Origin of the sequence: Gilliamella sp. wkB72, from assembly GCF_001693745.1 — a bacterium.
In the GTDB taxonomy this organism is placed as follows: Bacteria; Pseudomonadota; Gammaproteobacteria; order Enterobacterales; family Orbaceae; genus Gilliamella; species Gilliamella apicola_E.
Map to the genome: position 1 here is coordinate 476,987 of NZ_LZEI01000006.1, position 19,826 is coordinate 496,812.

Consider the following 19,826-nt stretch of genomic DNA (forward strand, 5'->3'; position numbering starts at 1 on the left):
GTGTAATAAAAGAAAATTATTTATCAAATTCACTGATAATTTCTTTTGCTGTTTTTCCATCAAGTTTATTTTTCATTTCAGTAAAGATTTTATTTTGATCGCCAGCATTAGCTGGGTTAAGTGCAGCAGTAGAAGCTACTTTAGTTAGTGCTCGTCCAAAAGCAAGCTTATCAGAGTCACTTAATTTTTCAGTAGCTTTTTGAATAGAAGTTGCATAAGTTTCTTGAGTAGATACATCAATTTTAGGTCCATCGTCACCACAACCAACTAGGACAAAACTTAATAATGATACAGCTAGTAATTTTTTGAACATTTCCTTTCCTTAAAAATATATTGTTAAATGCAGCGCTATTTTTATACTAAATACGGTCAATTATCAAGTGATAAATCAATTTCTATACAAAAATAAATATTATTTTAAAAAGTTGGAATCTATAACACGAATTATATTCTTTTTATTTCTAGGTATATAAAAAGGTATTTTTTTACGGATAAAGTCGATTTTTAAACTCAAAAACCCCGTTCCTCAACTTTTTTTGCAATAATTTATCTTGACGTAGGTGATTTTAAATTTTTTATTAATGTCCCAAATATAGGACAATTGAAATAATCGCTACGACTGCTGTATTTATAACCTATTTAACCTTGACGATAGAGTAAGCCAATGCTAATATTTGCCACCTATTCAGATAGACCTCTACGGCGCGTTGGCAGAGTGGCCATGCTGCGGATTGCAAATCCGTCTACCTCGGTTCGACTCCGGGACGCGCCTCCATTAAAACATCAAATAAATTAATAAATTAGAAATTCGGATGTTTAAAAAATTAAACCACTTGGAATATACTTAGAATATACAGTTAGAATAAATCTTCTTTTGGGGGCGGGTTTAGCGTCGGTGTAACTTTGACTTTTCTATCATATTTATTAACTTGCGCTTCAGTTTTGTGACCACTAAATAGCTGTTTATCTTTGGTCGCACCTTCGTAGTCTGAAATAGCTTTAGCTTTAATATCATGAAATGTGCAATCGATTTCTCTGCCTAATTTTTCTTCTGCTTTTCGTTTTGCATCCAGCCAATATGAATTAAATGTTTTTTGGAGCAATGCTTCTCCTATATTACATTTCCGCATTTAAACGGTACAATTAAAATTAAACATGTTTCAAAATTACAGCTATTAACTGGTTTTGTGTCATCAGGTAATAAGAGCATACACCGAAAAAACAATAGTCAAAACAATGCAGAAAGGGCAGAAAGATAGTGACTTTTTAAATGAAGCTATGAGTAGTTTTGATGTCCATAAAGGGGCGATTATTTTACCCAATGACAGAGTTTTGCCTCGCGGTAAAGTGATGATGTGCGATACGCGCGAAGCAATGCATAAAATCGCTATTAACAATAATGCGGACTGGTCTATACAAGATGATCAGCTAGTTGTTATTCCTAAAAATAAAGCCCTTGCTAATAACGAGGGCTGGGTTATTTCTAGAAATACAGGAATGATTGGAAGCCCCAAAAAAAGCAACGAAGGTTTAGAAACTACAACGCTATGCAATCCGCATTATAGAATTGGTTCGCTTGTTCGTGTTGAGTCAAAACTCACCGAGTATAACGGCGATTTATACGGTACAAACTGGCACAGCAAGCTAGTTTGTGTTGGCGGAAAGTTTGAAAAAGTATGATTAATTTGTTATTTTGTCGTCTTTATGAATGGGAAATAATAAATGAAAAAGATAATCGCTGTCTCGCTATTAATGTTAATTGGTTTTAATGTGTCGGCAAATGATAATGCAAAAAGGCTTATTGAACTTGTTATAAAAGAAGATGTATCTGTTTTTAGAAATGGTGGAAAATCCAATATAAGTGATGAAATTTCTGTAGCTAAAGCATCACAACTAATAAGCGAATATGAAAATAACCAATATAAATATGAAAAAACATATAATGGAAAATTAATTAATATTAAAACAGTTGCTTCGGGCGTAAAAACTGATTTGTCAGGCGATCCTTATATTGTTGCAAATGGTAAAAATCAATTTGAATATGTTTCTCTCGAACTAAAAAATAAAAATGATGCTATGAATATAAACAAAGGAAGTAAGCTTGACCTAATTTGTGTTGGCACAAAAAATAATGTTATGTTTCCGACATTGAAAAATTGCGTGACTGCTGATAGTTATTTTCAAAAATATGTTGAAACAACGATGGAAAAAATAAATAACTTAAAAGAAGATGACAAGCCCGCTTCAACTATTGAAGCATTTTATTTTGGATTAGTGAAATTTGATGTTCAACACCCAAACTTATTAGATAAGTATAAAACTGCGAGTGAATTTTTTAAAAGTAAAAATGTAATTGATGAAATAGCTAAAATTGTTAGAGAGTCTCTAACAGAAGAAAACAAGATAACACCAATGCCGAAACCATAAGTGTTCCCTATACACATAGGGATAAACCGAAAATATATTCATGTTTAAAATAACCAGTGAAGTGTTCCCTGTATACGCAGGAATTAACGTTTAACAATGTAAACAATTAAAAATTAACAATTAACAACCCGCTTCGGCGGTTTTTTTATTGCCTAAATAAATTTTTGAGGAAAATGATGGATTAACAACTAAAATTCATCAACGTGTTTTGTTTTGTGCCGCTAATTCATTAATAGCCGCTTCAGCAAAAAAAATACTCCGATCTAATATATCATTGAGTTTATCCTAACTGATTTTAAATATTAATAAAATAATATAATAGATTAACAGTTGATCAGTAATATTTTTTAGAACTTAGTTATTTGAGTAAAAATTATGAGTAATAAAAATCTCACACAAGGTGGCCTGTTTTTTTTGTGTGCTTATTTAATGAAATTAATTAAATTTGTCAAAAACCAATATTTAGTTATAAAAGATTTACTCTAACAACGTTGAGGCGAATTGAAAAAATGTTAGGGTATGTAAGAATTAAAATTATAACAAATTGAAAATCCGTCTATCTCGACTTGGGGACTCGTCTCCATTAACGTCAATGTTTTAATTAATTAAAATTTCTGTAATAAAATAAGTTGCTATAGATTAGTGGTAGAGATACCAACCTTAATCCAAAGTCTTTTTAAAATGATTTTATAATTCATTAAGTTAACAAAGTTCACTAATGGTTTTATGTAATATTTATTTATATCTTATTATTTAATATTGCTCGATAATCGGAATTTGCCATATTATTAATAAACTAAATTAAGCCGTTGCATTTTATTTTTATTAAATCTTTGTGGTTAGCACTTTTATCCATGGTTCCGATTTTTATTTTTAAAAGTTAACTTTATATCTTCAATGAAGATTTATCATTTATAATTCAAAATTGATTAACTTGCGATTTTTTTATTATTTTTATCAATAATTAGGATAATATAAATTATGAGTTATTTTAATTATCATGCTAAAGCCAAGAAATTGATAAAAGAGGGTTTTCTTACTCGATATGAGTTTGTCGATAATTGGAATGGCATCAAACCAGCACTAGTTTTATATTTTGAGAATTCAAATCCAATGCCGATACGAGAATATCGCTGGCAAGAGTATTTGCCGCTTATTGAGGCTGGTGATGAATAATTTAATTATATTTAAAAATTTAAGGTTATTTATCGAGTTGTAGTGCAATATAAAGCAGTACACGATCATCAAATTTCGATAAATCTAATCCAGTCAGTTTGGCAATATTATTCAATCTATACTCAAGTGTATTGCGATGTATAAATAGATTTTTGGCAGTATTGCTATTGTGCAAGTTATTAAAAAACCAAGTTTCAAGCGTATTTTGCAATAAACCATTTGTATCAGATGCTTTTAATTTATTTAAAGGGGAAAGTAATTCTTCAGCTTGCCAATCTTGATTTAAACCATCTAATAAAACCGGTAAGATAAGATCTTGATAATAGTAGTTACGGCATTCTGGTAATCTTTTTTTACCGATTTCTAAAGCTGTTTTAGCTGTTTGATAAGATCTTGCTATTGTGTCGTTTCCCTGATGAAAATATTTTCCTAAAGATATTTTTATTGCAAATTGACTAAGCAATTTTGTATGGCTAACTAGTTTTTCTAGTTTTGCCTTATGTTCTGAAAAATCCCATCGGTTAAACTTATTTAAAGCAGGTAGTAATATAACAATTTCGGTTAGTGACTTTATGGCTACTAGTTTGGTTAGTGTTTCGAGTTCATTTCGGATTTGTTGTAACTCCTCCATTGCTGTTTGAATTCCCAGCTGACCACTCTCGATTTCAATAATAACAGCAACATAAGCTAACGATAAGTCAATATTTAATTTTCGACTCCATTCATTTATATTTGAAAGCGTTTTATCTGATTGAATTATTGATAATATAAACTCTTCTTTTAACCGATTTTCTTGAGATTGTTGATTGAATGATAAAGCTTGTTCCATCATCATCTCTGCTGTCATGCTCACAAGTTCAGCAAATTGGATTATTTGTGCTGGTTCACCTGTTATGCCAATAACGCCAACAATTTCTTTTTTTAGTTTTAGTGGAAAATTAACACCAGGTTTAACTCCTTTAAGCTTTTTTGCAGTTGGATTGTCAATGGTAACAACTCTGCCTTGTGATATAGCTAACACCGCACCTTCATGTAATTCGCCAATACGTTGTGTATCACCACTACCTATAATTTCACCATGATTATTCATTATATTGACATTACAGTTGATGATTTTCATAGTTTTATCAACAATATATTGAGCAAGTATTGGTGAGATGCTTTGCGATTTCATAGCGATAAACCTTATATTATTAACAAGTTCTAATTCATAACTCATTGATTTTAATTTTATTACTATAACTTTTGTTGAGATCGTGTTAAAACTTTTTAATTATAGCAGACTTTAGGTCTGTTAATTTAATATTAAGATTTATCTATGTTTAATTAGATAATAATTGGGGAGTAAAGAATAGCCTCTTTATTTCCCCATGCTTTTGTTTGTTAGTGTCTAAAAGTGTTAAAGTTTAGTAATACTAATTAAACGACCAATATTTTCACTGGTTCGTTCAATATTTTTGAATCCATCAGCCAATAAATCTTCAATCTTAGATAGAGATGGGATGATTCCAAAAATGGCATTAATTCCTTCTGGATAAAGTTCTTCGATGTTTTCACCAATCATTCCTGCTAATGCAATAACTGGAATATTGTGTTTTTTGGCAGTTTGTGCCACTCCATAAGGCGTTTTTCCAAATTTGGTTTGAAAATCAATTCCACCTTCTCCTGTAAAACAAAAATCGGCACCAATTAATTGGTTTTCTAAATTACTATATTTGATAACAATATCGATGCCTTTTTCCATTTTACTATTGGTAAATGCCATTAATCCTGCTCCTAATCCGCCAGCAGCACCAGCACCAGGAATAGTCGCAACATCTTTATTTAACTGAGATTTTATGATTGATGCATAATGTTGTAAGTTCGCATCCAATTGTTCAACCATCTCAGGGGTTGCTCCCTTCTGTGGTCCAAATACTCTTGAAGCACCTTTTTCACCACAGAGTGGGTTGGTAACATCACTTGCAACAATAAATTCTACACTATCAAGTTGAGGATTTACTTCAGACATATCAATTCTAGCTAAATTGCCTAATGCTCCTCCACCTTTAGGGAGTAGTTGATTGTTTTTATCGTAAAGCTTTACGCCTAAGGCTTGTGCCATTCCGGCTCCACCATCATTTGTCGCGCTACCGCCAATACCTAAAATAATTTTTTTAATACCCTGTTTTAAGCAGGCAAGAATCAATTCACCTGTACCAAAGGTTGTGGTAATTAATGGATTACGTTGTTCTTTGGTAACAAGATGGATACCACTTGCTGAGGCCATTTCAATGACTGCTGTGGTGTTATCTCCTAGGATTCCATAATAGGCAGTCACTTTGTTACCAAGTGGACCAGTAACTTCACAAGCATGTAAAGTTCCATTAGTCGCATCGACTAGTGATTGTGTTGTACCTTCACCACCATCGGCCATTGGGACATGAATATATTTGGCATCAGGAAATACTTTTTTTAAACCTGACTCCATTGCTTGACACACTTCCTTGGCGGTTAAGCTTTCTTTAAATGAGTCAGGAGCAAGAACAAATGTTTTCTGTTTCATAAAAATTACTCTTAATATTACATAATAAATTGATAGAAAATAATGGCAATAATTGTCATTGTTCCACCAACCATCGCTTCATATGGAATCAATTTCATACGTTGTTTAATTGTCATATTCATACTACCGCCCGTTACATGGAAGTAATTCCCTTGCGGTAATGAATCAATAACTGTTGCACCAGTATGCATCATAACAGCTGCACTAAGAGCTGGTATTCCTAAATCTGTGATGGTTGAACCAAATGTACCTGTTGCTAAAATTACACCTGTTGAAGTTGATGCTGTAGCTGCTGCCATTAAGATACCTGAAATTGGTGATAAGTAATAACCAGAAATTCCCATTGAATCAATGATATTGATAACTTGAGCTGCTAGGTTTGATGAACCAATTAAACCTGCGATAGCACCAGCACCGACAAGAATAAGTACAGTTGGTGTCATTTTTTCAATCCCAGATTTGGTATACATTGCAATGTTACGATGTTGTCCCATTGCTAACATGCCGATGATCCCTGCTACAGGAAGCACATATAATGCATCAATCTTTAAATTAGCTAGTGCTTCAATATGGAAAATATTACCTATAGGGCTAACCATTAATAGAAGGATTGCTGTTACAGGAGCAACGATTGCTTTGCCTAATGATGGATTTTTATTTTTCTGTTCAGCATCATTTTTTTGTAATGCAACGACTTCGTCGTTAGCAATTTTATCGCCTTTATTTTTTATCAATGAAGCGATAACGACAGTTGCAATTAAACCAAATAGAGCAGGAATAAAACCCGCTATCATCACATCACTTAAGCTTAAATTGAAGCCATTGGCAACAGCGATAGTATTTGGGTTAGGTGATATAATATTCCCAGCTTTACCACCACCAGAAAGTGCTAATAATAACGCTAATCGAGAAATGCCCATTTTATTACCAACAGATAAAGCAATAGGTGCAACGATTAATACAGCAACTGGAATAAATACGCCTGATGCAGTAATAATACCTGTAGCTAATGCTAAAGCGAGTAATGCCTTTTTCTCACCTAATTTTCTAACGACAGCTTGAGCAATAGTTTCCGCTGCGCCCGATTCCATCATTACCCCGGCTAGAATACCCGCAGCTAATACTCTAATCACAGTGCCCATGATACTTTGAGTACCAGTAGTTAAAATTGTGACAGTTTGTATTAGATTTGCTCCACCAATGAAAGCACCAATTATCGCACCAAAAAATAACGAATAGACTGGATTTATTCCACGTAATATAAGAAATATTGCAAGAAAAAGTCCTATTATAGCTCCATACCAACTAATGAGTTCAGTCATTTAAATTTTCCTCATGTTTCTATGACTATTAAAAAGTATTGCGCTAATTTTATTATCGAATTAGTTTGCTATCTATGTGGTTTTGCACAAATGTGAGCTATAAAAACAAAAAAATATTGGGCTTTATAATAGCGTTATGTGATCTTCGTCACAAAGTTAGTGCGTTTCACGCATCCATATAAAAATCTAGGTCAACAGCTCATATAAAATTAGGCGATAAGATTAGATTTGTGAAATTATTGTTTCTTATTGCGATTTTTTTGATCTTTATTGTAAATACAATTAATTTGCCAATCCTATAGCTAAAGCGTAAAATGCCCATCCTATTTTGCTTAACCTATTACCTTATAGGGTAATACTGACTTGAAATCAGAGGCATTTTTTAATGACAAATTTATATTCAAAACCAGAATTACTTTCTCCTGCTGGTTCGCTTAAAAATATGCGATACGCTTTTGCCTATGGGGCAGATGCGGTTTATGCTGGTCAACCACGTTATAGTTTGCGTGTTCGAAATAATGAATTCAATCATGAAAATTTAGCGATTGGAATTAATGAAGCACATGCGCAAGGCAAAAAATTTTATGTAGTTGTAAATATAGCTCCTCATAATTCAAAGCTGAAAACCTTTATTCGAGATTTAGAGCCTATAGTAAATATGAAGCCTGATGCTTTTATCATGTCTGATCCTGGCTTAATTATGTTGGTACGTGAGCATTTTCCTGAAATGGAAATTCATTTGTCTGTACAATCAAACGCCGTTAACTGGGCTACGGTAAAATTTTGGCACAATATTGGATTAACCCGCGTTGTATTATCACGAGAGTTGTCTCTTGATGAAATAAAAGAAATTCGTGAAAAAGTACCCGAGATGGAACTTGAAGTTTTTATTCATGGTGCGCTTTGTATGGCTTATTCGGGACGATGTTTATTATCTGGTTATATTAACAAACGTGACTCTAACCAAGGAACTTGTACCAATGCTTGTCGTTGGGAATATAAAGTGTCCGAAGGTAAGGAGGACGAAGTAGGGCAGATAGTACATAAATATGAACCAATTCCTGTAAAGCAAATTGAACCCACTTTGGGCATTGGCACAACAACAGATCAAGTCTTTATGTTAGAAGAATCAGGTCGACCTGGCGAATATATGCAAGCTTTTGAAGATGAACATGGAACTTATATCATGAATTCCAAAGATTTAAGAGCGGTTGAATTAGTTGAAGATTTGACGAAAATTGGCGTACATTCATTAAAAATTGAAGGGCGGACAAAATCCTTTTATTACTGCGCTAGAACCGCTCAGGTTTATCGTCAAGCTATTGATGCAGCGAGTGAAGGTAAGCCATTTGATCCTCGTTTATTAACTGAACTTGATTCACTCGCTCATCGAGGATACACCGAAGGCTTTTTGCGTCGTCATAAACATGAAGATATGCAGAACTATGTTCATAGCCATTCAGTGTCAGATAGACAACAGTTTGTTGGTGAGTTTAGTGGTCAACGTTTAAATGGATTAGCTGAAATTATTGTGAAAAATAAATTTTCAGTAGGTGATAGTGTTGAGATGATGACACCAAAAGGTAACACAACGTTCATTATTGAACGAATGGAAAATAAAAAAGGCCAACCTGTTCCTGCTGGACTCGGTGATGGCCATATTGTTTATATTCCGGTAGCTGAAGATATCGATTTAAATTATGCGCTTTTAATGCGTAATTTTGATTAGTCCATCTCTATTTAGCTAACTGTTTGAATTTATAAACAGTTAGCTAATATCATTATTGACGGATTAAATCTTCACCATAACCAATCCATTTATAAGTTGTTAATGCTTCTAGACCCATTGGTCCTCTGGCATGTAATTTTTGAGTACTGACAGCAACTTCGGCACCTAAACCAAATTGTGCGCCATCCGTAAATCGAGTTGATGCATTAACATAAACTGCAGCCGCATCAACTAGCTTAATGAATTGCTCTGCATTAAGTAGACTTCGAGTTAGAATGGCTTCTGAATGGCCACTTCCATATTCCCGAATATGTTCAACTGCTAATTCAAGTGAATCAACAATCACTATGTTCAGATCTTTGGAAAGCCACTCTTGTCTAAGTTCGTCATCTTCTACTGGAAATAGATTTGCTACGCCTGAATTTAAAATTTTATAAGCATCAGGATCAGCATGTAATATGACGTGATTATCAGCCATAATTTGACTAAGTTTAGGCAGAAAAGTATTTGCAATTTCAGTATGTACGAGTAATGTTTCTACAGAGTTACATGTACTTGGTCGTTGAGTTTTCGCATTTAGAATGATTGAAAAAGCTGCGTCAAAATCTGCACTTTCATCGACAAAGATATGGCAAACTCCAATACCGCCAGTTATGACCGGAATGGTTGAATGTTCACGGCAAAGTTTATGTAGAGCCTCACCGCCTCGAGGAATAATCATATCCACATATTTATCAAGTTTGAGTAACTCAGTGATATATTTACGATCAGGATTATCGATTGATTGAATAGCAGTTTCAGGTAAGCCGGCTTGATTTAATGCTTGTTGAATAATGGATATGATAGCCGTATTAGTATTAACCGTTTCTTTTCCACCACGAAGTATCGCTGCATTACCTGTTTTTAAACAAAGAGCAGCAATATCTATAGTAACATTAGGGCGGGCTTCATATATTACACCAATTACACCTAGCGGAACTCGGTGACGTTGTAACTTTAATCCGTTCTCTAAAACTGACCCATCGATAGTTTGCCCAATAGGATCGGTTAAGGAGACAACTTTGCGAACATCATTAGCAATAGAGGATAGTCGCTCTGGCGTTAATAATAAACGATCAAGCATTGCTTCACTCAATCCTTGATTTTTTGCTATAGCAATATCTTTTTGATTCGCCTCTAAAATGCTTTGAGAGCTTTGCTCCAATAAATCAGCAATACTAATTAAAGCCTGATTTTTGATTTTAGTTGGGCATTGTGCTAATTGATATGAGGCTTGTTTTGCTAACTTTCCAATTTGGTTTATCATTGCTTAACCTTAATAGATTTTACTCACAACTGTGTTTGACAGAATACAGATTCTCTAAAAAATAATTTATCTAATGATATTATACATCCCACTCTAATTCTTATTTATAAAACTTATAGAATAAATAATAGAGTTAAAGAGGTATGAGCTGTCACCTTAAACAAATTTTGCTAATAGGAATCAATTTATTCCAACAATAATGTATTTTTCAGGCGATTGTCAAATATGAAGCTTAAAAGCAAGCTGAGATATGAAGGTATTTAATGTAAAAAAGAAACCAATATAGCCAGTAAACAAATCTATTATAAAGGCTGTAATATATAAGTTAATAATATTCTCAAATTTGATCATCTATCGCCAATTTACACAATAGTTCTCAATGCTCATTAAGTAACTTTTAATTATGTTTTGCTAAAAAGCTGTAACCAATAGTTAGGTATTTAAATTAATGATTTATATCACTTAATAATAATTAATTTTAATTACAGCATTGGCAATGTATTATAAATTCATAAAATAAACTTTTGAATTAATAAAAAAAGGTATGGGTAAAGATACCTTTTTTGCATAAAGTTAAAATTTTATAGTTTATATTTCTTTATCTTTCAGAATGATATGTAACGTGCTTAAAAGTTTCTCTTTTTCCGCGTCTTCCATAACTGATAAAGGTATATTTACAGTGTATTGCTTGTTACTAATATTATTTATGTAATTGATGACAACTTTATTATATTTATAACTAACTGATGTGATTTCCTTAAAAAGTATGCTCACACTACTTCTTATTGGAGCAGCAGGTCGATAAGTTATAAAGTCTTCCCCAATTGAAATATAAACCAAATTGTATTGCCAAAAAACACGAATAATTATTAATATGGGCAATCCTATACTTATCTTTAGATTACCTGGTAAAGACAAAAACACGAAAAAGATAACTATACTTAATATAATTAAAAGTATGATGTGTCGTCGAGCATGAAAACATTTTATATTTTGAGAGTCCATTTTTATCCTTAAAATTAATATCCAATTTTTCTATAAATTACGTCTTTCTTCTAATGTTTTTTCATTAGCTTTGTTAATTATTTTTCTTCCACCAAAAATCCCTATTAAACCTAAAGGGATAAAGAGTATACTGCCAATAATAATTAAAGTACCTGCTAATTTTTGATTATTTTTGGCAAATAAAATGCCTAGGGTACTTATTAATGCAGATATTATGACTAACGGTAATAACATTTGATAAGCTGAGTTGTTTAGTGAATTCAAGTAAACAATTAATACACCTAACCAGTTCACTATTACGCCACCTATAGCTAGTTCCATTTAACCTCCTTATTATTTGATAATCATATCATTCCGATGTACGGCTACAGATCCATATTCATAGCCAATAATTTGACTAATTTCTTGTGAGTGATGTCCTGCTATTTGTTTTAGCGCATCACTATTATAACGGCTTACACCTCGTGCGATTTGTTTTCCTGACTTATCACAGATATTTATTACTTCTCCCCGCGAAAAATCTTTTTCAACCGCTATAATTCCTTTCGGTAAGAGCGAACTACCATTATTCAAAATAGCATTTATAGCACCATCATCAACTAACACCTTTCCTGCATTAGGTGCACCATATAGCCAATGTTTACGATGCTCTAATGGGGTTTTCTGTGGTAAAAAACGCGTGCCTACCGATTGATTATTGACTGCATCAATAATCACATTTTCTTTATTCCCAGCGGCAATTATTACTTCTATTCCTGCACTACCTGCTACTTCAGCTGCTTGAATTTTTGTGCTCATACCACCGGTTCCCAGCCCTGAAACACTATCACCAGCTATGTTTCGTAAACTTTCATCAATATGAGAAACTTCTTTTATTAATTGAGCATTGGTATCAGATCTTGGATCGGCAGTATATAATCCTTCAATATCTGTCAGTAATATGAGTTTATCGGCTTCCGCTAAAATTGCCGCTAGTGCTGATAGGTTATCATTATCACCCACTTTTATTTCGGCTGTAGCTACGGCGTCATTCTCATTGATGACAGGTACAATATGATTATCTAGCATCGCTTTTAGAACATCTTGTGCATTTAAAAAGCGTTCACGATCTTCTAAGTCAGCTCGTGTCAGTAACATTTGTCCAATAAAAATTTTATATATTGAAAACAGTTGTTCCCAAAGCTGGATAAGTTTACTTTGTCCAACAGAAGCAAGTAATTGTTTTGATGCAACAGTATTTGGAAGGTTAGGGAAGTTTAGATACTCTCGACCAGCAGCAATTGCTCCCGATGTAACTATAATAATTTTGTGACCAATTTGATGTAAATAAGAGCATTGCCGAATCAGTTCAACTATTCGAGCGCGATCTAGCTGTTTAGTTCCACCAGTTAAAACACTGGTACCTAACTTAATAACGACAGTTTGCTTTTTTTTATTAGCCATAGCAATAATCTTATTTAAATCATCTATTACAAAATAGATTCCATCCATTTAACTGATTGAGTTAAAGCATTTTGTAAGCCTTTTTGTAACGGTGTTTTAGGAATAGTCACAATTTTGCTTTGCTTTGAAGATTGGATTAATTTTGCTTCAGTTAAATTACTCAACTTGTCCTCTTCAAAGATGACATTCATGATTGGCACAGGACAAGAATGAGTTAATAATCCCTGATTTTTTAAAGAAAAGTAATTTAATTCAGCTGCTAACTGCTGATTTGATACTGATGTTAAACCTAAACGACAAGCTAACATATCTTTGTAACAATTTGGTAGATTTTGTTGTAAGGCTTTATCAACAAATATTTGATGCACAAAAGGTGTGAAGTTGAAAAGTCCCTTTATTTTATTTGGCATCAAATAAGCAAGACGTGTTGCAATGTGTGAACCAAAACGGAATCCTGCAACAATTACACGATTGCTATCGACCCAAGGTACTGTCGCTAGTTGTTCAATTATAGCTTGATGAATTTGGCTACTATTTTGAGTTAATACAAAATTTCGACTAAAGCCTACTGTTGGCAAATCTACTGTTAGCATTGCAAAACCTTGTGGAGCTAAGTATTCACTAAAGTAGCGATAATAGTCGATTTGTAAATTACCTAATGCATTACAGACTAACACGACAGGGCATACGCCATCACAGTTCTTAGGTAAATGTAAAATTGTTTTAACACTGCGATTTTCAACTTTAAATTCTATCTGTTTTGTCGTGTAAGGCGAAAACTCAAGTGCTTTTATATAAGATTGATATGCACAAGTTTGTGCATACATGGCAAGCTCATCATTTTTAAAATGAGGATAGCTAGCAATACTAGCAAATTCACTCGCAATTAAATAATCTTGATGTAAGTTATTTTTTGCTTCTTCAGATAAGTCAGATTGATCTATTGAATCCGCTTTAGCTTGCCATTTTGCAGCTTGATTTAAAAACTCATAAATCCAATTGCCAGGTTGATAACCAATTACCGAATCTAACCACTTTTCATTGGTATGACGTTTAGTCGAAATTGCGATCTGCGATAAAACTTCTTCGATTTCCAATTTCGGTAAGCCACGCCAAAACCACAGGATAGGATTAATGATTCGGTACCATTTTGAATCTACTTCACCATCAAATGGACTAATACTGCTACCATCGCTACTATCTAACCGATTGATTAGCGATGATGTTTCAGGATAATCATATTGTGGTTTAAATATCTTTTCAGAAAGGTTTTCAGTCATAGCAACCTTATTAAATTAATTATTAATGATCACTAAGTGGCTTAACAAACATAACGCCAGTATCCCATGGCTGTTCGATCCAAGTATCTTGAGCGATATCGACAACATAATCATCAACTAATGGTTTGCCAGCAGGTTTAGCAAAAATAGTTACAAAGTGAGCCTTTGGATACATTTCACGAATAGTATGAGCTGTGCTTCCGGTATCAACTAAATCGTCAACAACAATAAAGCCTTCGCCATCACCTTTCGCTTCTTTTAAAATTAGTTTTTCACGTTGATGATCGTGGTCATAACTTGAAATACAAACGGTATCGACATAACGAATGCTAAGTTCACGAGCTAGAATAGCCGCAGGAACTAAGCCTCCACGACTAACGGCAATGATGCCTTTCCATTGTTTGGCGGGTAATAATCTTTCAGAAAGTTGACGACCATAAGCTTGAAGCATTTCCCAAGTAACGTTGAATTTTTTCTTTTCAGCGATGAGCTCTGCTTTATGCTGTTTTTTGGCTTTGATTTCTTCTTCTGTTAAAGTTTGTTCTATTGACATGTGTAACCTGCAATTTTAATCGAATAAACGAAATTAATAAATTAATATTAATGGACTTGAAATAGATGTAAAATTGCACCTTATTATAGAGTGATTAGATAAAAAAAACCACTGATTAATTTGTTACCTAGCTAATACTGAGGATAAATTATGCTATCAACCCTAAATCCAAAATTTGTTTGGCAGATTTTTAATGATATTTGTAACATTCCCCATCCTTCTCATCATGAACAAATGATAACCAAATATATTGTCGATTTTGCAGCAACTCATCACATTGATTGTCAGCTTGATAAAGCTGGAAACATTTTATTGAGCAAAACCGCAACTAAAGGTATGGAAAATTGCCCATCTATTGCTTTACAAGCCCATATGGATATGGTTCCTCAAAAAAACGAAGGTACAGAGCATGATTTTCTAATCGATCCAATCCAAGCTTATATAGACGATGAATGGGTTAAAGCAAAAGGTACAACATTAGGTGCTGACAATGGTGTAGGGCTTGCATCTGCTCTAGCTGTATTAATTGATCCATCTGTCGAACACGGTCCTCTTGAAGTTTTAGTTACGACTTCTGAAGAGACTGGTATGCATGGTGCTTTTGGTCTTCAACCTAATTGGTTAAAAAGCCGTTATCTCATCAATACTGATTCTGAAGATGAAGGTGAGATATTTACTGGTTGTGCAGGCGGTATAGACTTCTCAATGAATTTTACAATTACATACGCGGTTATGCCGGAGATTCACGATTGCTATGTACAACTTTCTCTAAAAGGTTTGAAAGGTGGACATTCAGGTTGTGATATCCATCTTGGGCGAGGGAATGCCATAAAATTAATGGCAAGATTGCTAGCTCAATACGCACAAGATATCTCATTTAGATTAGCTGACATTCGAGGCGGTTCATTACGTAATGCAATCCCTCGTGAAGCTTTTGTTGAATTAACTTTAAGCAAGCAAGATTTGCCTAAGTTAGAAGCAATTGTTAAACAATATCAATCTGTATTACAAAATGAATTTAGACAGATTGAACCAGATATTGAATTAACTTTAAAAGAAGTGAAAACGGATAAAGTTAAAAGAGTTATCGCGATTGATCAACAAAACAAAATCATCAATATTTTAAACACTGCACCTAATGGTGTTGTCAGCATGAGCAAAGAGATCCATGGTGTGGTTGAAGCTTCTTTAAATCTAGGCATTGTCAATATTAGTGACAATCAGTTAAGTGTAAACTTTTTAATTCGTTCTCAAGTTGATAGCGCGAAAGATGCACTTGTTTCAACCTTAATATCATTAAGCCAATTAGTAAATGCTAATTATGAAATCAGTGGTGGTTATTCAGGTTGGGAACCTAATTTGAATTCTAGACTACTACAATTAGCTAAAGATAAGTACTTAGAGATTTTTTCAAAGCAAGCAAAAATTATGGTGATCCATGCTGGTTTAGAATGTGGTTTATTTAAACAGTCTTATCCATATATGGATATGATTTCAATTGGACCAACTATAGTTTCACCTCATTCACCTGATGAAAAAGTTAATATTCATAGTGTATATCGTTATTGGGAACTACTAATTGCGATCTTAAAATCGGCTTGTTATTTGAAATAAAAATTATGGTTCCTCCTTTTGATTGATTAGAGAGGAGGAATCATCCGACTTATTAGCTTTACTAAAGATCGACTAATTTGAAAATAAATTCACTAAAAGTGAATAAAAATGCATTTTATGCTTGCTTTGTTTTTTCAGAAAGCCTACTATACTACCAAAAAAAACTTAGTGATAGATAAGGAAAGGTATGTTAAAAGCAATAGTTGTCGGAGCAAGTGGTTATGCAGGCGCAAAACTAGCATATTATTTAACAAAGCATCCAAATATTGAGTTAGTCGCGTTAACCGTATCTGAAAATAGTCGTGATGGTGGAAAGTTAATCTCGGACTATGATTTATATCCTCAATTGAAAGGTGTAGTTGATCTCCCCTTAATTGCAACCGCCGACTATTCATCTCTTATTCATGATATTGATATTGTTTTTTTAGCAACAGAACATTCTGTTAGTCACGATATCGCACCTTATTTTTTAGACAAAGGATGCACAGTATTCGACTTATCTGGCGCATTTCGTGTCAATTCATCCTCTTTTTATACTCAATTTTATGGTTTTGAGCATCAACATAAACAGTGGCTTGAGAAGGCCGTTTATGGATTAGCTGAATGGAATTATGAGGCTATAAAACAAGCTCAGTTGATTGCAGTTCCTGGCTGTTATCCAACAGCATCCCAACTGCCATTAAAACCGTTGATTGAAGAAGATTTGTTAGACAAAAGTCAATGGCCTATTATCAATGCTGTAAGCGGTGTAAGTGGCGCTGGACGAAAACCTTCGACTAACAATTTATTTTGTGAAGTGAGTTTACATGCTTATGGCTTATTTACACATCGTCATCAACCTGAAATTGCAACACACTTAGGCCAAGAAGTTATCTTTACGCCTCACCTAGGATGTTTCAAACAAGGCATTCATGCCACTATTACCTGTATGGTAAAGAAAGGCGTAACATCTGATGATATTCGTAACGCATTAAATAAATATTATCAAAATAAACCGTTAATTAGGGTTTACCAAAAACATTGGCCAGCATTAAAATCAGTAATAGATCTGCCATATTGCGATATTGGTTTTGTACTAAAAGGGCAACATTTAATTTTAATTTCAGTCGAAGATAATTTATTAAAAGGTGCAGCAGCGCAAGCGGTACAGTGTATGAATATTCGATTTGGCTTTGATGAAACTACAGCCTTATTATAAATACTTATTTGTTAATAATATTAATCAAGTGACTTTGTTTAAATGAATAGGGAATAAAAATGAAACCATTAATTATTAAGTTTGGCGGTGTATTACTCGATAACAAAGATGCGTTAAGTAAATTATTCATTATTATTAGCGAATATAAAAAGAATTTTAATAGGCCTTTAATTATTGTTCATGGTGGTGGTAGTGTTGTTGACGCCTTAATGGATCGTCTTTCATTACCGGTAGTACGACGCAATGGTTTACGCGTTACACCCGCAGACCAGATTGATGTGATTGTAGGCAGTCTTGCAGGTAGTGCCAATACGACAATATTGTCAGAAGCCAAAAAATTACAAATATCAAGTATCGGACTCTGCTTAGCCGATGGTGATAGTGTCAAGGTTAAACAAATTTCTGAAGAGTTAGGGTATGTAGGCGAAGCTGAAATAGGTGATCCAACCTTAATCAATTTACTACTTAATAATGGTTATTTACCGATTGTTAGTTCAATTGGCATTACTGATCAAGGCAAGATGATGAATGTGAATGCCGATCACGCTGCCGTTGCACTCGCAAAAACAATAGATGCAGATTTAATTTTATTATCTGATGTTGCCGGTGTTTTAGATGCTAACAAACAACGAATTGAATCATTAACGCAAGCAGAAGCTGATCACTTGATCGCACAAGGCATTATTACTGATGGCATGATTGTCAAAGTCAATTCGGCATTCGAAGCAGCAAAAACGCTTGGGCGACCAATTGATATAGCTAGTTGGAAAGAATCCGACAAACTTATTGAATTATTTAATGGAAAATCAGGAATAACAGGTACAAGAATTATTGCTTAAATATAAATCAGTTAGTATATTATTTGAGTATATTTTTTATTAAATATACTTAATTTAATCTTTAAATCATTTATTTTTTCGTCAGTAAATTTAAGAAAGGGTATAACATGAAAAAAAGTGCAACAAAAAAGGTGGTTTTAGCCTATTCAGGTGGATTAGATACATCAGCTATTATTCCATGGCTAAAAGAAAATTATGGCGGTTGTGAAGTTTACGCTCTTGTCGCTAACGTTGGTCAAGATCCTAAAGAACTAAAAGATGTTGAGAAAAAAGCGAAAGCATCTGGTGCAGTAGCTTGTAAAGTTGTCGATTTACGAGAAGAATTTGTTAAAGATTATGTTTACCCTGTTTTAAAAACTGGCGCTTTATATGAAGGAACTTATTATCTTGGAACTTCAATGGCTCGCCCAATTATTGCTAAAGCCCAAGTTGAATATGCATTAGAAGTTGGTGCCGATACCCTTTGTCATGGAGCAACAGGTAAAGGTAATGACCAAGTTCGCTTCGAAACAACTTATACAGCTCTAGCACCACAACTTAAAGTTATTGCACCTTGGCGTGAATGGGATTTACGTTCGCGTGAAGCTTTAATTGATTACTTAAAAGTACGAAAAATTCCAACAACTGCAACCGTTGAAAAAATCTATAGTCGTGATGAAAATGCTTGGCACATCTCTACCGAGGGTGGTGTACTTGAAAGCACTTGGAATCAAGCCAACGCGGATTGTTGGGCATGGACTGTCTCACCAGAAGATGCACCCAATAAACCAGAACTTGTTACCATTGGTATAGAAAAAGGTGAAGTCGTTTCTGTTAATGGAAAGAAACTCTCTCCATATAACTGCGTAGCAACACTCAATAAAATTGGTGCTAAACATGGTGTTGGTCGAGTTGATATCATTGAAAATCGTTTGGTGGGTATCAAATCTCGCGGTTGTTATGAAACCCCAGGTGGTACAATCATGATGACTGCATTACGTGGTTTAGAACAATTAATTTTAGATCGTGATAGCTTCAAATGGCGTGAACAACTTGGTTTAGAAATGGCATACGTTGTTTATGATGGTCGTTGGTTTGCACCATATCGTCGCTCAATTCAAGCCGCTGCTGATGTATTAGCAGAAGATATGACAGGTGAAGTTGTAGTTAAACTCTACAAAGGTAGTGCAACAGCAGTTCAGAAAAAATCACCAAATAGCTTATATAGTGAAGAATTTGCGACTTTTGGTGAGGATGAAGTCTATGACCACAGTCATGCAGGTGGATTTATTCGCTTATTCTCATTATCTTCACGCATTCGAGCTCTAAATGAAGGTAAGAAAAAACGACCAGCTAAAAAAGCTACAGTTAAAAAAGATACAGCTAAAAAAACTGAAAAAACAGTCAAAA

The 19,826-nt window shown here is 33.8% G+C and carries 16 protein-coding genes, 1 tRNA gene and 2 pseudogenes; 9 read left to right on the plus strand and 10 right to left on the minus strand.

Annotated features, from left to right (window positions below; translation table 11 throughout):
- Positions 1 to 16 precede the first annotated feature (16 nt).
- Positions 17 to 313, minus strand: coding sequence for a DUF6694 family lipoprotein (locus A9G07_RS03530; protein WP_065734048.1), 297 nt, complete (start codon positions 311 to 313; stop codon positions 17 to 19).
- Between the two features lie 388 nt (positions 314 to 701).
- On the opposite strand from A9G07_RS03530, the gene A9G07_RS03535 reads away from it, so the two are divergent.
- Positions 702 to 775: transfer RNA gene (locus A9G07_RS03535), tRNA-Cys, on the plus strand.
- A gap of 82 nt (positions 776 to 857) precedes the next feature.
- On the opposite strand, the pseudogene A9G07_RS03540 reads toward A9G07_RS03535, so the two are convergent.
- Positions 858 to 1,100, minus strand: a pseudogene (locus A9G07_RS03540) (integrase); the annotation flags it as partial.
- A 136-nt stretch (positions 1,101 to 1,236) separates the two neighbouring features.
- Here A9G07_RS03540 and A9G07_RS03545 point away from each other — a divergent pair.
- The 3 genes from A9G07_RS03545 to A9G07_RS03555 all read left to right on the plus strand — a co-directional run bounded on the left by A9G07_RS03545 (position 1,237) and on the right by A9G07_RS03555 (position 3,603).
- On the plus strand, positions 1,237 to 1,680 hold the full coding sequence (locus tag A9G07_RS03545; protein WP_065734050.1) for a baseplate hub protein: 444 nt from the start codon (positions 1,237 to 1,239) through the stop codon (positions 1,678 to 1,680).
- A gap of 42 nt (positions 1,681 to 1,722) precedes the next feature.
- The gene (locus tag A9G07_RS03550; protein WP_065734051.1) at positions 1,723 to 2,427 is read left to right on the plus strand and encodes an OB-fold protein; all 705 of its coding nucleotides are present in this window, start codon (positions 1,723 to 1,725) and stop codon (positions 2,425 to 2,427) included.
- 981 nt (positions 2,428 to 3,408) lie between these two features.
- Positions 3,409 to 3,603, plus strand: a complete 195-nt coding sequence (locus tag A9G07_RS03555) for a thermostable hemolysin delta-VPH (protein ID WP_065734052.1) — start codon at positions 3,409 to 3,411, stop codon at positions 3,601 to 3,603.
- Positions 3,604 to 3,628: 25 nt separating this feature from the next.
- Here A9G07_RS03555 and A9G07_RS03560 read toward each other — a convergent pair whose 3' ends face one another.
- The 3 genes from A9G07_RS03560 to A9G07_RS03570 form a co-directional block, all read right to left on the minus strand.
- The gene (locus A9G07_RS03560; protein WP_065734053.1) at positions 3,629 to 4,777 is read right to left on the minus strand and encodes a sugar diacid recognition domain-containing protein; all 1,149 of its coding nucleotides are present in this window, start codon (positions 4,775 to 4,777) and stop codon (positions 3,629 to 3,631) included.
- A 225-nt stretch (positions 4,778 to 5,002) separates the two neighbouring features.
- Positions 5,003 to 6,148, minus strand: a complete 1,146-nt coding sequence (locus A9G07_RS03565) for a glycerate kinase family protein (protein WP_065734054.1) — start codon at positions 6,146 to 6,148, stop codon at positions 5,003 to 5,005.
- Between the two features lie 17 nt (positions 6,149 to 6,165).
- Positions 6,166 to 7,470 (minus strand): GntP family permease, encoded by a 1,305-nt coding sequence (locus A9G07_RS03570; RefSeq protein ID WP_065734055.1) that lies wholly within the window; start codon positions 7,468 to 7,470, stop codon positions 6,166 to 6,168.
- A 385-nt stretch (positions 7,471 to 7,855) separates the two neighbouring features.
- On the opposite strand from A9G07_RS03570, the gene trhP reads away from it, so the two are divergent.
- On the plus strand, positions 7,856 to 9,199 hold the full coding sequence (gene trhP, locus A9G07_RS03575) for a prephenate-dependent tRNA uridine(34) hydroxylase TrhP (RefSeq protein ID WP_065734056.1): 1,344 nt from the start codon (positions 7,856 to 7,858) through the stop codon (positions 9,197 to 9,199).
- A 52-nt stretch (positions 9,200 to 9,251) separates the two neighbouring features.
- On the opposite strand, the gene proA is transcribed toward trhP, so the two are convergent.
- The 5 genes from proA to gpt form a co-directional block, all read right to left on the minus strand.
- Complete coding sequence (proA, locus tag A9G07_RS03580) at positions 9,252 to 10,505, minus strand: glutamate-5-semialdehyde dehydrogenase (protein WP_065734057.1); 1,254 nt, start codon at positions 10,503 to 10,505, stop codon at positions 9,252 to 9,254.
- Positions 10,506 to 11,540: 1,035 nt separating this feature from the next.
- A complete protein-coding gene (locus A9G07_RS03590) occupies positions 11,541 to 11,831 on the minus strand; it encodes a hypothetical protein (RefSeq protein ID WP_065734059.1) in 291 nt (96 codons plus the stop codon).
- A 12-nt stretch (positions 11,832 to 11,843) separates the two neighbouring features.
- The gene (gene proB / locus A9G07_RS03595; protein WP_065734171.1) at positions 11,844 to 12,953 is read right to left on the minus strand and encodes a glutamate 5-kinase; all 1,110 of its coding nucleotides are present in this window, start codon (positions 12,951 to 12,953) and stop codon (positions 11,844 to 11,846) included.
- 26 nt (positions 12,954 to 12,979) lie between these two features.
- Positions 12,980 to 14,233 carry an esterase FrsA gene (gene frsA / locus A9G07_RS03600; protein WP_065734060.1) on the minus strand — a complete coding sequence of 418 codons (1,254 nt, stop codon included), beginning with the start codon at positions 14,231 to 14,233 and terminating at the stop codon, positions 12,980 to 12,982.
- A gap of 22 nt (positions 14,234 to 14,255) precedes the next feature.
- Entirely contained in the window at positions 14,256 to 14,786 is a 531-nt protein-coding gene (gene gpt, locus A9G07_RS03605) for a xanthine phosphoribosyltransferase (RefSeq protein ID WP_081299561.1), read from the minus strand.
- Positions 14,787 to 14,936: 150 nt separating this feature from the next.
- On the opposite strand from gpt, the gene A9G07_RS03610 reads away from it, so the two are divergent.
- The 4 genes and pseudogenes from A9G07_RS03610 to A9G07_RS03625 form a co-directional block, all read left to right on the plus strand.
- The gene (locus A9G07_RS03610; protein ID WP_065734061.1) at positions 14,937 to 16,400 is read left to right on the plus strand and encodes an aminoacyl-histidine dipeptidase; all 1,464 of its coding nucleotides are present in this window, start codon (positions 14,937 to 14,939) and stop codon (positions 16,398 to 16,400) included.
- Between the two features lie 187 nt (positions 16,401 to 16,587).
- Complete coding sequence (gene argC, locus A9G07_RS03615) at positions 16,588 to 17,598, plus strand: N-acetyl-gamma-glutamyl-phosphate reductase (RefSeq protein ID WP_065734062.1); 1,011 nt, start codon at positions 16,588 to 16,590, stop codon at positions 17,596 to 17,598.
- 59 nt (positions 17,599 to 17,657) lie between these two features.
- Complete coding sequence (argB, locus tag A9G07_RS03620) at positions 17,658 to 18,437, plus strand: acetylglutamate kinase (protein WP_065734063.1); 780 nt, start codon at positions 17,658 to 17,660, stop codon at positions 18,435 to 18,437.
- 107 nt (positions 18,438 to 18,544) lie between these two features.
- A pseudogene (locus A9G07_RS03625) lies at positions 18,545 to 19,762 on the plus strand (argininosuccinate synthase); the annotation flags it as partial.
- Positions 19,763 to 19,826 lie beyond the last annotated feature (64 nt).

Excerpts from the sequence above, each read along its gene's own strand:
- A9G07_RS03590 (WP_065734059.1), bottom strand. The coding sequence starts at position 11,831 with ATGGAACTAGCTATAGGTGGCGTAATAGTGAACTGGTTAGGTGTATTA.
- A9G07_RS03610 (WP_065734061.1), top strand. The coding sequence starts at position 14,937 with ATGCTATCAACCCTAAATCCAAAATTTGTTTGGCAGATTTTTAATGAT.
- A9G07_RS03555 (WP_065734052.1), top strand. The coding sequence starts at position 3,409 with ATGAGTTATTTTAATTATCATGCTAAAGCCAAGAAATTGATAAAAGAG.
- trhP (WP_065734056.1), top strand. The coding sequence starts at position 7,856 with ATGACAAATTTATATTCAAAACCAGAATTACTTTCTCCTGCTGGTTCG.
- proA (WP_065734057.1), bottom strand. The coding sequence starts at position 10,505 with ATGATAAACCAAATTGGAAAGTTAGCAAAACAAGCCTCATATCAATTA.
- A9G07_RS03530 (WP_065734048.1), bottom strand. The coding sequence starts at position 313 with ATGTTCAAAAAATTACTAGCTGTATCATTATTAAGTTTTGTCCTAGTT.
- A9G07_RS03550 (WP_065734051.1), top strand. The coding sequence starts at position 1,723 with ATGAAAAAGATAATCGCTGTCTCGCTATTAATGTTAATTGGTTTTAAT.
- gpt (WP_081299561.1), bottom strand. The coding sequence starts at position 14,786 with ATGTCAATAGAACAAACTTTAACAGAAGAAGAAATCAAAGCCAAAAAA.
- A9G07_RS03565 (WP_065734054.1), bottom strand. The coding sequence starts at position 6,148 with ATGAAACAGAAAACATTTGTTCTTGCTCCTGACTCATTTAAAGAAAGC.
- frsA (WP_065734060.1), bottom strand. The coding sequence starts at position 14,233 with ATGACTGAAAACCTTTCTGAAAAGATATTTAAACCACAATATGATTAT.
- A9G07_RS03560 (WP_065734053.1), bottom strand. The coding sequence starts at position 4,777 with ATGAAATCGCAAAGCATCTCACCAATACTTGCTCAATATATTGTTGAT.
- proB (WP_065734171.1), bottom strand. The coding sequence starts at position 12,953 with ATGGCTAATAAAAAAAAGCAAACTGTCGTTATTAAGTTAGGTACCAGT.
- argB (WP_065734063.1), top strand. The coding sequence starts at position 17,658 with ATGAAACCATTAATTATTAAGTTTGGCGGTGTATTACTCGATAACAAA.
- A9G07_RS03570 (WP_065734055.1), bottom strand. The coding sequence starts at position 7,470 with ATGACTGAACTCATTAGTTGGTATGGAGCTATAATAGGACTTTTTCTT.
- argC (WP_065734062.1), top strand. The coding sequence starts at position 16,588 with ATGTTAAAAGCAATAGTTGTCGGAGCAAGTGGTTATGCAGGCGCAAAA.
- A9G07_RS03545 (WP_065734050.1), top strand. The coding sequence starts at position 1,237 with ATGCAGAAAGGGCAGAAAGATAGTGACTTTTTAAATGAAGCTATGAGT.